Origin of the sequence: Citrobacter sp. CtB7.12 (genome assembly GCF_001297795.1) — a bacterium.
GTDB classification, from domain to species: domain Bacteria; phylum Pseudomonadota; class Gammaproteobacteria; order Enterobacterales; family Enterobacteriaceae; genus Citrobacter_A; species Citrobacter_A amalonaticus.
Window position 1 is genome coordinate 442904 of the sequence record NZ_LIFT01000002.1, and the last position, 13376, is coordinate 456279.

The 13376-nt window shown below is 53.2% G+C and carries 14 protein-coding genes and 5 tRNA genes; 18 read left to right on the plus strand and 1 reads right to left on the minus strand.

Features of this window, described 5'->3' with window-relative positions; translation table 11 throughout:
• The first annotated feature begins 176 nt into the window (after positions 1-176).
• From cydA to pnuC, 18 genes are all read left to right on the plus strand, one after another.
• Positions 177-1745 carry a cytochrome ubiquinol oxidase subunit I gene (cydA, locus tag AOY24_RS03615; RefSeq protein ID WP_043001343.1) on the plus strand — a complete coding sequence of 523 codons (1569 nt, stop codon included), beginning with the start codon at positions 177-179 and terminating at the stop codon, positions 1743-1745.
• A gap of 15 nt (positions 1746-1760) precedes the next feature.
• Complete coding sequence (gene cydB / locus AOY24_RS03620) at positions 1761-2900, plus strand: cytochrome d ubiquinol oxidase subunit II (protein ID WP_043001342.1); 1140 nt, start codon at positions 1761-1763, stop codon at positions 2898-2900.
• A 14-nt stretch (positions 2901-2914) separates the two neighbouring features.
• Positions 2915-3028 (plus strand): cytochrome bd-I oxidase subunit CydX, encoded by a 114-nt coding sequence (cydX, locus tag AOY24_RS23440; RefSeq protein ID WP_042320599.1) that lies wholly within the window; start codon positions 2915-2917, stop codon positions 3026-3028.
• Positions 3028-3321, plus strand: a complete 294-nt coding sequence (gene ybgE / locus AOY24_RS03625; RefSeq protein ID WP_042320596.1) for a cyd operon protein YbgE — start codon at positions 3028-3030, stop codon at positions 3319-3321. Before cydX ends, ybgE begins: the two co-directional genes overlap by 1 nt.
• A 316-nt stretch (positions 3322-3637) precedes the next feature.
• Complete coding sequence (ybgC, locus tag AOY24_RS03630; RefSeq protein ID WP_043001341.1) at positions 3638-4042, plus strand: tol-pal system-associated acyl-CoA thioesterase; 405 nt, start codon at positions 3638-3640, stop codon at positions 4040-4042.
• On the plus strand, positions 4039-4731 hold the full coding sequence (gene tolQ / locus AOY24_RS03635) for a Tol-Pal system protein TolQ (protein ID WP_080343208.1): 693 nt from the start codon (positions 4039-4041) through the stop codon (positions 4729-4731). The genes ybgC and tolQ overlap by 4 nt, the downstream gene beginning before the upstream one ends.
• A 3-nt stretch (positions 4732-4734) precedes the next feature.
• On the plus strand, positions 4735-5163 hold the full coding sequence (tolR, locus tag AOY24_RS03640) for a colicin uptake protein TolR (RefSeq protein ID WP_044266307.1): 429 nt from the start codon (positions 4735-4737) through the stop codon (positions 5161-5163).
• A gap of 62 nt (positions 5164-5225) precedes the next feature.
• Positions 5226-6467, plus strand: coding sequence for a cell envelope integrity protein TolA (tolA, locus tag AOY24_RS03645; RefSeq protein ID WP_043001340.1), 1242 nt, complete (start codon positions 5226-5228; stop codon positions 6465-6467).
• Between the two features lie 131 nt (positions 6468-6598).
• Positions 6599-7891 carry a Tol-Pal system beta propeller repeat protein TolB gene (gene tolB, locus AOY24_RS03650; RefSeq protein ID WP_043001339.1) on the plus strand — a complete coding sequence of 431 codons (1293 nt, stop codon included), beginning with the start codon at positions 6599-6601 and terminating at the stop codon, positions 7889-7891.
• A gap of 34 nt (positions 7892-7925) precedes the next feature.
• Complete coding sequence (gene pal, locus AOY24_RS03655) at positions 7926-8444, plus strand: peptidoglycan-associated lipoprotein Pal (protein ID WP_006685431.1); 519 nt, start codon at positions 7926-7928, stop codon at positions 8442-8444.
• 9 nt (positions 8445-8453) lie between these two features.
• Complete coding sequence (gene cpoB / locus AOY24_RS03660) at positions 8454-9248, plus strand: cell division protein CpoB (protein WP_043001338.1); 795 nt, start codon at positions 8454-8456, stop codon at positions 9246-9248.
• Between the two features lie 164 nt (positions 9249-9412).
• A tRNA-Lys gene (locus tag AOY24_RS03665) sits at positions 9413-9488 on the plus strand.
• Between the two features lie 136 nt (positions 9489-9624).
• A tRNA-Val gene (locus AOY24_RS03670) sits at positions 9625-9700 on the plus strand.
• A gap of 4 nt (positions 9701-9704) precedes the next feature.
• A tRNA-Lys gene (locus tag AOY24_RS03675) sits at positions 9705-9780 on the plus strand.
• A gap of 158 nt (positions 9781-9938) precedes the next feature.
• A tRNA-Lys gene (locus tag AOY24_RS03680) sits at positions 9939-10014 on the plus strand.
• A 131-nt stretch (positions 10015-10145) separates the two neighbouring features.
• Positions 10146-10221, plus strand: a tRNA-Lys gene (locus AOY24_RS03685).
• Positions 10222-10620: 399 nt separating this feature from the next.
• A complete protein-coding gene (nadA, locus tag AOY24_RS03690) occupies positions 10621-11664 on the plus strand; it encodes a quinolinate synthase NadA (protein ID WP_043001337.1) in 1044 nt (347 codons plus the stop codon).
• Between the two features lie 25 nt (positions 11665-11689).
• Positions 11690-12409 carry a nicotinamide riboside transporter PnuC gene (gene pnuC, locus AOY24_RS03695; RefSeq protein ID WP_044327779.1) on the plus strand — a complete coding sequence of 240 codons (720 nt, stop codon included), beginning with the start codon at positions 11690-11692 and terminating at the stop codon, positions 12407-12409.
• Here pnuC and zitB read toward each other — a convergent pair.
• Positions 12406-13347 (minus strand): CDF family zinc transporter ZitB, encoded by a 942-nt coding sequence (gene zitB / locus AOY24_RS03700; protein ID WP_054176160.1) that lies wholly within the window; start codon positions 13345-13347, stop codon positions 12406-12408. The two genes, pnuC and zitB, sit on opposite strands and share 4 nt — an antisense overlap.
• Between the last annotated feature and the right edge of the window lie 29 nt (positions 13348-13376).

Consider the following 13376-nt stretch of genomic DNA (forward strand, 5'->3'; position numbering starts at 1 on the left):
CGGGATCAATTTGAGTTTTTTATTAACATGTTTGTAACCTTTCGCCCTTTCTGTTTCCTTCTCCAGGAAAACGGCAACGGCGAGAGTGCACAAATAAATTTGTATTGGGGCATGCGTGTGACCCTTTCTAACGGGGTTCACTCTCGGAGTCTTCATGCGATGAGCAAGGAGTCATGATGTTAGATATAGTCGAACTGTCGCGCTTACAGTTTGCCTTGACCGCGATGTACCACTTCCTCTTTGTGCCACTGACGCTCGGTATGGCGTTCCTGCTGGCCATTATGGAAACGGTTTACGTCCTTTCCGGCAAACAGATTTATAAAGATATGACTAAGTTCTGGGGCAAGTTGTTTGGTATCAACTTCGCCCTGGGTGTCGCAACCGGGCTGACCATGGAGTTCCAGTTCGGGACAAACTGGTCTTACTATTCCCACTACGTTGGGGATATCTTCGGTGCGCCGCTGGCGATCGAAGGTCTGATGGCCTTCTTCCTCGAATCCACCTTTGTAGGTCTGTTCTTCTTCGGCTGGGATCGTCTGGGTAAAGTTCAGCACATGGCGGTAACCTGGCTGGTCGCATTAGGTTCTAACCTGTCCGCTCTGTGGATCCTGGTCGCAAACGGCTGGATGCAGAACCCTATCGCATCGGATTTCAACTTCGAAACCATGCGTATGGAGATGGTGAGCTTCTCTGAACTGGTCCTTAACCCGGTAGCCCAGGTGAAATTTGTCCACACCGTGGCGTCTGGCTACGTGACCGGTGCGATGTTCATCCTCGGTATCAGTGCTTATTACCTGCTGAAAGGTCGCGACATCGCTTTCGCAAAACGCTCTTTTGCTATCGCTGCCAGTTTCGGTATGGCTGCTGTGTTGTCTGTTATCGTTCTGGGTGATGAATCCGGTTACGAAATGGGTGACGTGCAGAAAACCAAACTCGCGGCCATTGAAGCAGAGTGGGAGACTCAGCCCGCTCCAGCTGCCTTTACCCTGTTTGGTATTCCGGATCAGGATTCGCAGGAAAACAAACTGGCGATTCAGATCCCGTATGCGCTGGGCATCATTGCGACACGTTCTGTCGACACGCCAGTTATCGGTCTGAAAGACCTGATGGTGCAGCATGAAGAGCGTATCCGTAACGGGATGAAAGCGTATGAACTGCTGGAGCAACTGCGTGCCGGTTCGACCGACCAGGCGGTTCGCGATCAGTTCAACGTGATGAAAAAAGACCTGGGTTACGGCCTGCTGCTGAAACGCTATACCCCGAACGTCTCTGATGCGACTGAAGCGCAGATTCAGCAGGCGACGAAAGATTCTATTCCTCGCGTTGCGCCGCTGTATTTCGCCTTCCGTATCATGGTGGCCTGTGGCTTCCTGCTGCTGGCGATCATTGCGCTCTCCTTCTGGAGCGTGATTCGTAACCGCATCGGTGAGAAGAAATGGCTGCTGCGCGCCGCGCTGTACGGTATTCCACTGCCGTGGATTGCAGTAGAAGCCGGCTGGTTTGTTGCCGAATATGGCCGTCAGCCGTGGGCGATCGGTGAGGTGTTGCCAACCGCAGTGGCGAACTCGTCGCTGACCGTCGGTGACCTGCTGTTCTCCATGATCCTGATTTGTGGCCTGTATACCCTGTTCCTGGTGGCTGAACTGTTCCTGATGTTCAAGTTCGCACGCCTTGGCCCAAGCAGCCTGAAAACGGGTCGCTACCACTATGAGCAGTCCACCGTGGCTTCTCAGCCGGCACGCTAAGACAGGAGTCGTCAAATGATCGATTATGAAGTACTACGTTTTATCTGGTGGCTGCTGGTTGGCATTCTGCTGATTGGTTTTGCGGTCACCGATGGCTTCGACATGGGGGTGGGCATGCTCACCCGTTTCCTCGGTCGTAACGACACCGAGCGTCGAATTATGATTAACTCCATCGCCCCGCACTGGGACGGTAACCAGGTGTGGCTGATCACCGCGGGTGGCGCGTTGTTTGCAGCCTGGCCGATGGTCTACGCCGCGGCGTTTTCCGGTTTCTATGTGGCGATGATCCTCGTGCTGGCATCCTTGTTCTTCCGTCCGGTCGGTTTTGATTACCGCTCTAAGATTGAAGACACCCGCTGGCGCAACATGTGGGACTGGGGCATCTTCGTGGGGAGCTTCGTGCCGCCGCTGGTGATCGGCGTGGCATTCGGCAACCTGTTGCAGGGCGTACCGTTCCATATCGATGAGTATCTGCGTCTGTTCTACACCGGTAATTTCTTCCAGTTGCTGAATCCGTTTGGTCTGCTGGCGGGCGTGGTGAGCGTAGGGATGATCATTACTCAGGGCGCAACCTATCTGCAAATGCGTACCGTGGGTGAACTGCACCTGCGTGCACGTGCGACATCGCAGATTGCGGCGCTGGTCACTCTGGTCTGCTTCGCACTGGCGGGTGTCTGGGTGATGTACGGTATTGATGGCTACGTGGTGACCTCTGCGATTGATCATCATGCGGCGTCTAACCCGCTGACCAAAGAAGTGGCACGTGAAGCGGGTGCCTGGATGGTCAACTTCAACAATGCACCGATCCTGTGGCTGGTTCCGGCACTGGGTGTGGCGCTGCCGTTGCTGACGATTCTGACGTCCCGCATGGAGAAAGGGGCATGGGCATTCCTGTTCTCTTCTCTGACGCTGGCCTGCATCATCCTGACTGCCGGTATCGCCATGTTCCCGTTCGTGATGCCTTCAAGCACCATGATGAACGCGAGCCTGACCATGTGGGATGCGACGTCCAGTCAGTTGACGCTGAATCTGATGACCTGGGTTGCTGTGGTGTTTGTTCCGATCATTCTCATCTACACCAGCTGGTGTTACTGGAAAATGTTCGGTCGCATCACCAAAGAGCATATTGAAAACAATACCCACTCTCTGTACTAAGTAAGGAGCAAACTATGTGGTATTTCGCCTGGATTCTGGGAACGCTTCTTGCCTGTGCATTTGGGATCATCACTGCGCTGGCCCTTGAGCACGTCGAGGCAAGCAAAGACGGTCAAGAAGAACACTGATGACCACCCTGATCGCGATGCAATATAACGCGATGGACAAGCGCCCGTTACGGGCGCTTTCTTTGGTGATGGCGCTAGTGTTAGCAGGATGTATGTTTTGGGATCCCTCCCGCTTCGCGGCTAAAACCAGCGGGCTGGAAATCTGGCACGGTCTGCTGCTGATGTGGGCGGTCTGTGCGGGCATCATTCATGGCGTGGGTTTTCGTCCTCGCGCCGCGCACTGGCAGGGGATTTTCTCTCCGCTACTCGCCGATATCGTGCTTATTGTCGGTCTGATATTCTTCTTCTTTTGAATAAGAAACATCCTGAATGATCTATGGGCTTGCATAAGCCCATATATTTTTACTCTCCCTTAACTTCCCCCCATTCCCAAGCCTCAATCGCGCGCGTATAGTAGCAACGTTTAAAAGCACTAACGTGAGGCTGTGTCCTGCCATCCGTAAACAATGGCAGTCAACAACCTAATTGCATTACCGGGATGTAAAGTGAATACAACGCTATATACAACAGCATTCTTGAAGCATCGCGGCGGTAAGTACGCGAATCACCAGGAGCTTACAGGCGTAAGTGACGGTGTGAGTGGACGAAGCCAACAAAAAGGCAGCAGGAATGAATAAGTATATATTTCGATGGCCGGTACGTGTTTACTATGAAGACACCGACGCCGGTGGTGTGGTTTATCACGCCAGTTACGTCGCTTTTTATGAACGAGCACGCACAGAGATGCTGCGTCATCATCACTTCAGTCAGCAGGTGCTGTTGGCTGAGCGAGTTGCCTTCGTGGTGCGTAAAATGACGCTGGAATACTACGCGCCTGCGCGACTCGACGATATGCTCGAAATCCAAACAGAAATTACGTCAATGCGTGGCACCTCTTTGGTTTTCACGCAACGCATTGTCAACGCAGAGAACACCGTGCTCAATGAGGCTGAGGTTCTGATTGTTTGCGTTGATCCACTCAAAATGAAGCCTCGTGCGCTTCCCAAGTCTATTGTCGCGGAGTTTAAGCAGTGACTGACATGAATATCCTTGATTTGTTCCTGAAGGCAAGCCTTCTGGTTAAACTTATCATGTTGATTTTGATTGGTTTTTCAATCGCATCCTGGGCCATCATTATCCAGCGGACCCGTATTCTTAACGCCGCCGCGCGTGAAGCCGAAGCGTTCGAAGACAAATTCTGGTCCGGAATTGAACTGTCTCGCCTGTATCAGGAGAGTCAGGGACGCCGTGATAATCTGGCGGGTTCGGAACAAATCTTTTATAGCGGGTTCAAAGAGTTTGCACGATTGCATCGGGCAAACAGCCATGCGCCGGAAGCAGTGGTGGAAGGGGCATCTCGTGCGATGCGGATCTCGATGAACCGTGAACTTGAAACGCTGGAAACGCATATTCCGTTCCTCGGCACCGTGGGTTCCATCAGCCCGTATATCGGTCTGTTCGGTACCGTGTGGGGGATCATGCATGCGTTTATTGCGCTCGGGGCGGTAAAACAGGCGACGTTGCAGATGGTTGCTCCGGGTATCGCGGAAGCATTGATTGCTACGGCAATTGGTCTGTTTGCGGCAATCCCGGCGGTCATGGCCTACAACCGTCTGAATCAGCGTGTTAACAAGCTGGAACTGAATTACGACAACTTTATGGAAGAGTTCACCGCGATTCTGCACCGTCAGGCGTTTACCGTTAGCGAAAGCAACAAGGGGTAAGCCATGGCCAGATCGCGTGGACGAGGTCGTCGCGACCTGAAGTCCGAAATCAACATCGTACCGTTGCTCGACGTGCTGTTGGTGCTGCTGCTGATCTTTATGGCGACAGCGCCGATCATTACGCAGAGCGTGGAAGTCGATCTGCCGGATGCGACCGAGTCGCAGGCCGTTAGCAGTAACGATAATCCGCCGGTCATTATTGAGGTTTCCGGAGTAGGGCAGTACAGCGTGGTGGTTGAGAAAGATCGTATGGAACAACTACCGCCGGAACAGGTGATCGCCGAGGCGAAAAGTCGCCTGGAGTCCAATCCGAAAACGGTCTTCTTGATCGGGGGCGCGAAAGATGTGCCTTACGATGAAATAATTAAAGCGCTGAACTTGTTGCACAGTGCAGGTGTGAAGTCGGTTGGCTTAATGACGCAGCCTATCTGATCATTTGCGTCTCTGGTTTTAAAGAGAACGTGTAACAGGCGAACAGTTTTTGGGAACCGAGAGTGTCAAAGGCAACCGAACAAAACGACAAGCTCAAACGGGCGATAATTATTTCAGCGGTGCTGCATGTCATCCTATTTGCAGTCCTGATCTGGAGTTCGTTCGATGAGCATATTGAGGCTTCAGCCGGCGGCGGCGGTGGTTCTTCCATCGATGCCGTGATGGTTGATCCTGGTGCCGTGGTTCAGCAGTACGAACGTCAGCAGCAGCAACAGTCAAGTGCGCAGCGTGCCAAAGAGCAACGTGAAAAACTGGAGCAGCAGCAGGCGGAAGAGCTTCGTGAGAAGCAGGCTGCCGAACAGGAACGGCTTAAGCAGATCGAGAAAGAACGTTTAGCGGCTCAGGAACAGCAGAAGCAGGCTGAAGCCGACGCGAAGAAAGCGCAGGAACAGCAGAAACAGGCTGAAGAAGCGGCGAAGAAAGCCGCGGCGGATGCCAAAGCGAAAGCTGATGCGCAGGTGAAAGAAGCCGCAGAAGCCGCGAAAAAAGCCGCGGCGGATGCACAGAAGAAAGCCGAAGCAGAGGCGGCAAAAGCCGCTGCTGACGCGAAGAAGAAAGCAGAAGCAGAAGCGGCTAAAGCGGCTGCCGATGCGAAGAAGAAAGCCGAGGCCGAAGCCGCTAAGCAAGCCGCCGCGGAAAAAGCGGCTGCAGCCAAAGCCGCCGCTGCCGCCGAGAAAGCCGCTGCTGAGAAAAAAGCCGCCGAGAAAGCCGCTGCTGAGAAAAAAGCCGCCGCAGAAAAGGCCGCCGCTGATAAAAAAGCTGCAGCTGAGAAAGCCGCTGCCGATAAGAAAGCAGCAGCCGAGAAAGCCGCTGCGGCCAAAAAGGCCGCTGCTGAAAAAGCGGCTGCAGCATCTGGCGTTGACGATCTGCTTGGCGATCTTAGCTCCGGTAAGAATGCGCCGAAAACCGGCGGTGGGGCAAAAGGGAACAACGCTTCTCCTGCGGGGAGTGGTAATACTAAAAATAATGGCGCATCAGGCGCGGATATCAGCAACTATGCCGGGCAGATTAAATCTGCCATTGAAAGCAAGTTCTACGACGCATCGTCTTATGCAGGTAAAACCTGTACGCTGCGGATAAAACTGGCTTCTGACGGTATGCTGCTCGACATTCAGTCTGAAGGTGGCGATCCCGCGCTTTGTCAGGCAGCGCTTGCTGCAGCCCGACAAGCGAAGATTCCAAAACCACCGAGCCAGGCGGTATATGAAGTGTTTAAAAACGCACCTCTGGACTTTAAACCGTAAGCTAAACTTTCCCCGTTATGACGGGGAAAACAATCTGCGGTAGTCGCTGGGTTCTGGTAGTTTTGTGTATTTGAGTTTGTTAACATTCTGCTAAATTATCGTGGGCTGATCGCCTGGATAAGGGAGATATGATGAAGCAGGCATTACGAGTAGCATTTGGTTTTCTGATGCTGTGGGCAGCGGTGCTGCACGCAGAAGTACGTATTGAGATAACCCAGGGGGTGGACTCGGCGCGCCCGATTGGGGTTGTGCCATTCCAGTGGGCTGGGCCGGGTGCTGCACCTGAAGATATCGGTGGCATTGTTGGCGCTGACCTGCGCAACAGCGGTAAATTTAATCCGTTAGATCGGTCTCGTTTGCCACAACAGCCGGGGACTGCGCAGGACGTTCAACCTGCTGCATGGTCTGCGCTGGGGATTGACGCGGTCGTGGTCGGTCAGGTGACTCCGAATCCGGACGGTTCCTACAATGTTGCTTACCAGCTGGTTGACACCGGCGGTGCGCCGGGTACTGTACTGGCTCAGAACTCTTACAAAGTGAACAAGCAGTGGCTGCGTTATGCCGGCCATACTGCCAGTGACGAAGTGTTTGAGAAACTGACCGGTATTAAAGGCGCATTCCGTACCCGTATCGCGTATGTTGTTCAGACTAACGGCGGTCAGTTCCCGTATGAACTGCGCGTGTCTGACTACGATGGCTACAACCAGTTTGTGGTTCACCGTTCACCGCAGCCGTTGATGTCTCCGGCCTGGTCTCCGGACGGTTCTAAATTGGCGTATGTCACCTTCGAAAGCGGTCGTTCTGCGCTGGTTATTCAGACGTTGTCTAACGGCGCGGTCCGTCAGGTTGCGTCATTCCCGCGTCACAACGGTGCGCCTGCGTTCTCTCCGGATGGCAGCAAACTGGCGTTTGCCCTGTCAAAAACCGGGAGCCTGAACCTGTATGTGATGGATATTGGTTCTGGCCAGATCCGTCAGGTGACCGATGGCCGCAGCAACAATACGGAGCCGACCTGGTTCCCGGACAGCCAGAACCTGGCCTTTACATCGGATCAGGCGGGTCGTCCGCAAGTGTATAAAGTTAACGTTAACGGCGGTGCTCCGCAGCGTATTACCTGGGAAGGTTCACAAAACCAGGATGCTGATGTCAGCAGCGACGGCAAATTTATGGTAATGGTAAGCTCGGCCAATGGTCAGCAGCACATTGCCAAACAAGATCTGGTAGCGGGTGGCGTACAAGTTCTGTCGTCAACGTTCCTGGACGAAACGCCAAGTCTGGCACCTAACGGCACTATGGTAATCTACAGCTCTTCTCAGGGGATGGGATCCGTGCTGAATTTGGTTTCTACAGATGGGCGTTTCAAAGCGCGTCTTCCGGCAACTGATGGACAGGTTAAATTCCCTGCCTGGTCGCCGTATCTGTGATAATAAATAATTGATTAATAAAGGAATCATTGAAATGCAACTGAACAAAGTGCTGAAAGGGCTGATGATCGCTCTGCCTGTTATGGCTATTGCGGCATGTTCTTCTAACAAGAACGCCAGCAATGACGGCAGCGAAGGCATGCTGGGTGCCGGCACTGGTATGGATGCAAACGGCAGCGGCAACATGTCCTCTGAAGAGCAGGCTCGTCTGCAGATGCAACAGCTGCAGCAGAACAACATCGTTTACTTCGATCTGGACAAGTACGATATCCGTTCTGACTTCGCTGCAATGCTGGATGCGCACGCTAACTTCCTGCGTAGCAACCCGTCTTACAAAGTCACCGTAGAAGGTCACGCGGACGAACGTGGTACTCCTGAGTACAACATCTCCCTGGGTGAACGTCGTGCGAACGCTGTTAAGATGTACCTGCAGGGTAAAGGCGTTTCTGCTGACCAGATCTCCATCGTTTCTTACGGTAAAGAAAAACCTGCAGTACTGGGTCACGACGAAGCGGCTTACTCCAAAAACCGTCGTGCTGTACTGGTTTACTAAGAGAATTGCATGAGCAGTAACTTCAGACATCATCTGTTGAGTCTGTCGTTACTGGTTGGCATAGCGGCCCCCTGGGCCGCTTTTGCTCAGGCGCCAATCAGTAGTGTCGGCTCAGGCTCGGTCGAAGACCGTGTCACTCAACTCGAGCGTATTTCTAACGCTCACAGCCAGCTTTTAACCCAACTCCAGCAGCAACTCTCTGATAATCAGGCCGATATAGACTCCCTGCGTGGTCAAATTCAGGAAAGTCAGTATCAACTGAATCAGGTAGTTGAGCGTCAGAAGCAGATCCTGTTACAGATGGACAGTCTGAGCAGCGGTGGCGCTTCCGCGCAGTCGACAAGCGGCGATCAGAGCGGATCAACTGCGGGGGCAGCGACGTCTGCGCCTGACGCAGGTGCTGCGACGTCGGGTGCGCCAGTACAAAGCGGTGACGCGAATACCGATTACAATGCGGCAATTGCCCTGGTGCAGGATAAATCCCGCCAGGATGATGCAATTGTGGCATTCCAGAACTTCATCAAAAAGTACCCTGATTCGACTTATCAGCCGAACGCCAACTACTGGCTCGGTCAGTTGAATTACAACAAGGGTAAAAAAGATGATGCCGCGTTTTATTTTGCTTCGGTGGTGAAAAACTACCCGAAGTCACCAAAGGCTGCTGACGCGATGTATAAAGTCGGAGTGATCATGCAGGACAAAGGTGACACTGCGAAAGCAAAAGCGGTTTATCAACAGGTTATCAGCAAATACCCAGGCACCGAAGGCGCAAAACAAGCGCAGAAACGTCTTGGCGCGATGTAATGCACAGCATGCGACCAGAAATCGAATTATTTCTGGTCGTGTCGTGCGATTCCTAAGCAGTTGAGTGATCTACATCGAAATTTTTGTTGCGCTCAAATCTTAAATCAGTAATATATGCCGCCGTTGCCAAGGGATATCAAACAAACCAAAAGCAGCGCAAAAGTGGGTCGTTAGCTCAGTTGGTAGAGCAGTTGACTTTTAATCAATTGGTCGCAGGTTCGAATCCTGCACGACCCACCAATCGTTCTGGTGGACGCGATAGTAGAACGTGAAGGATAACGTTGCGAAAGCAACGGCCCGTAGGACGAGGCGAAGCCGAGTCATCCTGCACGACCCGCCACGAACAAAGGTAGTCAGTAATATCCAGCGTAGTATCGGGTGATTAGCTCAGCTGGGAGAGCACCTCCCTTACAAGGAGGGGGTCGGCGGTTCGATCCCGTCATCACCCACCACTTCGGGTCGTTAGCTCAGTTGGTAGAGCAGTTGACTTTTAATCAATTGGTCGCAGGTTCGAATCCTGCACGACCCACCAATTTAACATCAACATCAGATGTTAAACGTGAAGGATAACGTTGCTTCAGCAACGGCCCGAAGGGCGAGGCGAAGCCGAGTCATCCTGCACGACCTACCAATTTAACATTGAATATTAAATTGGTGACGAGTAAAAAATCTTTCAGGTAACACCCGAATGGGTCGTTAGCTCAGTTGGTAGAGCAGTTGACTTTTAATCAATTGGTCGCAGGTTCGAATCCTGCACGACCCACCAATATTAAGGTGGTTACTGGTAGGGAACGTGAAGGATAACGTTGCTTTAGCAACGGCCCGAAGGGCGAGGCGAAGCCGAGTCATCCTGCACGACCCACCATCCTGAATGATTAATTAAGAAAGTCCCGTAAGGGGTCGTTAGCTCAGTTGGTAGAGCAGTTGACTTTTAATCAATTGGTCGCAGGTTCGAATCCTGCACGACCCACCAATTTAACATCAACATCAGATGTTAAACGTGAAGGATAACGTTGCTTCAGCAACGGCCCGAAGGGCGAGGCGAAGCCGAGTCATCCTGCACGACCCACCAGTGTAAAAAGGCGCCCTAAAGGCGCCTTTTTGCTATGCGCAGAATGTAACGATTCGAACCTGCGTAGCGCCTGATGACGCTTCGTTTACCAGGCCGACAATGATTGATCGGGTCAATGGCTACGCCCTTCCTGTCCGGATAAGACGTCAGTCGCCATCCGGCGTTATCAAGCGCAATTGTTGTGACTTTTGCCGCTCAATCCGCTATCTTGTTTAGCATATAAAACAAATATGACCGATCATGGCATGCATCACGCCTTAAGTCGGTTAATTCGTTAAGCTAGCAAAACGAGAAAGCATGATGAGCGTGATGTTTGATCCTGAAACCGCAATCTATCCGTTTCCCCCGAAGCCGGTACCGCTGAGTGCCGATGAAAAAGCGTTCTACCGCGAAAAAATCAAGCGTCTGCTGAAAGAGCGTGATGCGGTGATGGTTGCGCACTATTACACCGACCCCGAAATCCAGCAACTGGCCGAAGAGACCGGCGGCTGTATTTCTGACTCACTGGAGATGGCCCGCTTTGGCGCCAATCATCCCGCCTCGACGCTGCTCGTTGCAGGCGTTCGCTTTATGGGGGAGACGGCTAAAATTCTCAGCCCGGAAAAAACAATTTTAATGCCGACCCTCGAGGCGGAATGCTCGCTGGATCTTGGCTGTCCGATCGACGCATTCAGCGCGTTCTGCGATGCCCATCCGGATCGCACCGTCGTGGTTTATGCCAATACCTCCGCGGCGGTTAAGGCTCGCGCCGACTGGGTGGTGACGTCCAGTATCGCGGTTGAACTGATTGAGCATCTGGATAGTTTGGGTGAAAAAATCATCTGGGCACCGGATCGCCATCTCGGAAAATATGTTCAAAAGAAGACAGGGGCGGATGTCCTTTGCTGGCAAGGGGCGTGCATTGTCCATGACGAGTTCAAAACGCAGGCGCTGAGTCGCATGAAAGGTTTATACCCGGACGCCGCGATCCTGGTTCACCCGGAATCACCGCAGGCGATAGTGGATATGGCTGATGCTGTCGGTTCCACCAGCCAGCTCATTAATGCAGCTAAAACGCTGCCACATCAGCAACTTATTGTTGCTACCGATCGGGGTATTTTCTACAAAATGCAGCAGGCGGTACCGGACAAAGAGTTGCTGGAAGCGCCCACAGCCGGAGAAGGCGCCACCTGCCGCAGCTGCGCGCACTGTCCATGGATGGCGATGAACGGCCTTAAAGCCATCGCTGAGGGGCTGGAGCAGGGTGGGCAGTCCCATGAGATTCAGGTTGACGAAGCGCTGCGAGAAGGCGCATTAGTGCCGTTAAACCGTATGCTGGAATTTGCGGCTACACTACGTGCGTAGATAATCACACGCTCCGGGGGAAAAGATGGACTTTTTTAGCACGCAGAACATTCTGGTACATATACCCATTGGTGCTGGGGGGTACGATCTGTCGTGGATCGAAGCGATAGGCACTATCGCGGGGTTGTTGTGTATTGGTCTCGCCAGTATGGAGAAGATCAGCAACTACGTTTTTGGCCTGATTAACGTTACGCTGTTTGCGATCATCTTTTTCCAGATCCAGCTCTACGCCAGCCTGCTGTTGCAGCTTTTCTTTTTCGCCGCCAACATTTACGGCTGGTATGCGTGGTCGCGGCAGACCACGCAGAATGAGGCGGAGCTCAAGATTCGCTGGCTTCCTCTGCCGAAGGCGCTGGGCTGGCTGGCGGTTTGTGTGGTGGCGATCGGTCTGATGACAATCTATATCGACCCGGTCTTTGCTTTTCTGACCCGTATTGCGGTATCGATCATGCAGATGCTGGGCCTGCAGGTTGCCGTACCGAATTTACAGCCCGATGCCTTCCCGTTCTGGGATTCCTGCATGATGGTATTGTCGATCGTGGCGATGATCCTGATGACTCGCAAATACGTTGAGAACTGGCTGCTCTGGGTGGTAATCAATGTGATTAGCGTGGTGATCTTTGCCCTGCAGGGGGTCTATGCGATGTCGCTGGAGTACCTGATCCTGACCTTCATCGCGCTTAACGGTAGCCGGATGTGGATTAACAGCGCGCGCGAACGAGGCTCACACGCGCTGTCCCATTAGTGGTGATGATGTGAATGGCCGGACACTTTCTGATTGAGATCGCAGTCCGGCCCGTGACAGGGCTGATATTCCATCTGAATGGTGGCGTGTGCAATCTGGTAATGATGAATCAGAAAATGCTGGATGCGCGCCAGCAGCCCGTCATGATCATGCGGCGGGATCACCTGTACATGCAGGGTCATGACCGGTTTTTCCCCCACCATCCACACGTGTACGTGATGGACGTTTCGCACTTCAGGAAGCTCCCTGCTGAGGTGGCGCTGCAGCGCAGCGATATCCAGCGAAACCGGGGCACCTTCCAGCAACTCATTCACGCTATCTTTCAATAAGCGCCAGGCGCTGCGCAGAACCAGCAGTGAAACCAGTATTGACAGAATCGGGTCGGCAGGCGTCCAGCCGGTCCAGATAATGATCACCGCCGCGATGATGGCCCCCACTGAACCCAATAAATCCCCCATCACATGCAACGCCGCGGCGCGTACGTTCAGGTTTTTCTCTTCGCTGCCGCGGTGGAGGATCCAGAAGGCAAGGATGTTTGCCAGCAATCCGGCGACGGCGATGACCATCATCATGCCGCCCGCTACCGGACGCGGCGTGTAGAAGCGCTCAATCGCCTCCCAGACGATCAAAATCGTAATCACGACTAACGCAATCGCGTTGACGAAAGCGGCCAGTGTTGTCAGTCTCAGCCAGCCAAAGGTATGGCGGACAGTTGGCGGTCGGCGGGCAAACTGAACGGCCAGTAATGCGAACAGTAGCGCGGCGGCATCGGTTAGCATGTGTCCGGCGTCGGCGAGCAACGCCAGTGAACCGGATAAAATCCCGCCCACTACCTCCAGCAACATAAAGCCTGCCGTGATGCAAAACGCGAGCATCAGACGGCGGGCGTTGCCATCCTCGGGCAGATGAGGGGCCGAATGTGAGTGTGAGTGCGCCATAATGTCATCCCTTGGGTATTCTTTTCTTA

Excerpts from the sequence above, each read along its gene's own strand:
- cydA (WP_043001343.1), top strand. The coding sequence starts at position 177 with ATGTTAGATATAGTCGAACTGTCGCGCTTACAGTTTGCCTTGACCGCG.
- cydB (WP_043001342.1), top strand. The coding sequence starts at position 1,761 with ATGATCGATTATGAAGTACTACGTTTTATCTGGTGGCTGCTGGTTGGC.
- cydX (WP_042320599.1), top strand. The coding sequence starts at position 2,915 with ATGTGGTATTTCGCCTGGATTCTGGGAACGCTTCTTGCCTGTGCATTT.
- ybgE (WP_042320596.1), top strand. The coding sequence starts at position 3,028 with ATGACCACCCTGATCGCGATGCAATATAACGCGATGGACAAGCGCCCG.
- ybgC (WP_043001341.1), top strand. The coding sequence starts at position 3,638 with ATGAATAAGTATATATTTCGATGGCCGGTACGTGTTTACTATGAAGAC.
- tolR (WP_044266307.1), top strand. The coding sequence starts at position 4,735 with ATGGCCAGATCGCGTGGACGAGGTCGTCGCGACCTGAAGTCCGAAATC.
- tolB (WP_043001339.1), top strand. The coding sequence starts at position 6,599 with ATGAAGCAGGCATTACGAGTAGCATTTGGTTTTCTGATGCTGTGGGCA.
- pal (WP_006685431.1), top strand. The coding sequence starts at position 7,926 with ATGCAACTGAACAAAGTGCTGAAAGGGCTGATGATCGCTCTGCCTGTT.
- cpoB (WP_043001338.1), top strand. The coding sequence starts at position 8,454 with ATGAGCAGTAACTTCAGACATCATCTGTTGAGTCTGTCGTTACTGGTT.
- nadA (WP_043001337.1), top strand. The coding sequence starts at position 10,621 with ATGAGCGTGATGTTTGATCCTGAAACCGCAATCTATCCGTTTCCCCCG.
- pnuC (WP_044327779.1), top strand. The coding sequence starts at position 11,690 with ATGGACTTTTTTAGCACGCAGAACATTCTGGTACATATACCCATTGGT.
- zitB (WP_054176160.1), bottom strand. The coding sequence starts at position 13,347 with ATGGCGCACTCACACTCACATTCGGCCCCTCATCTGCCCGAGGATGGC.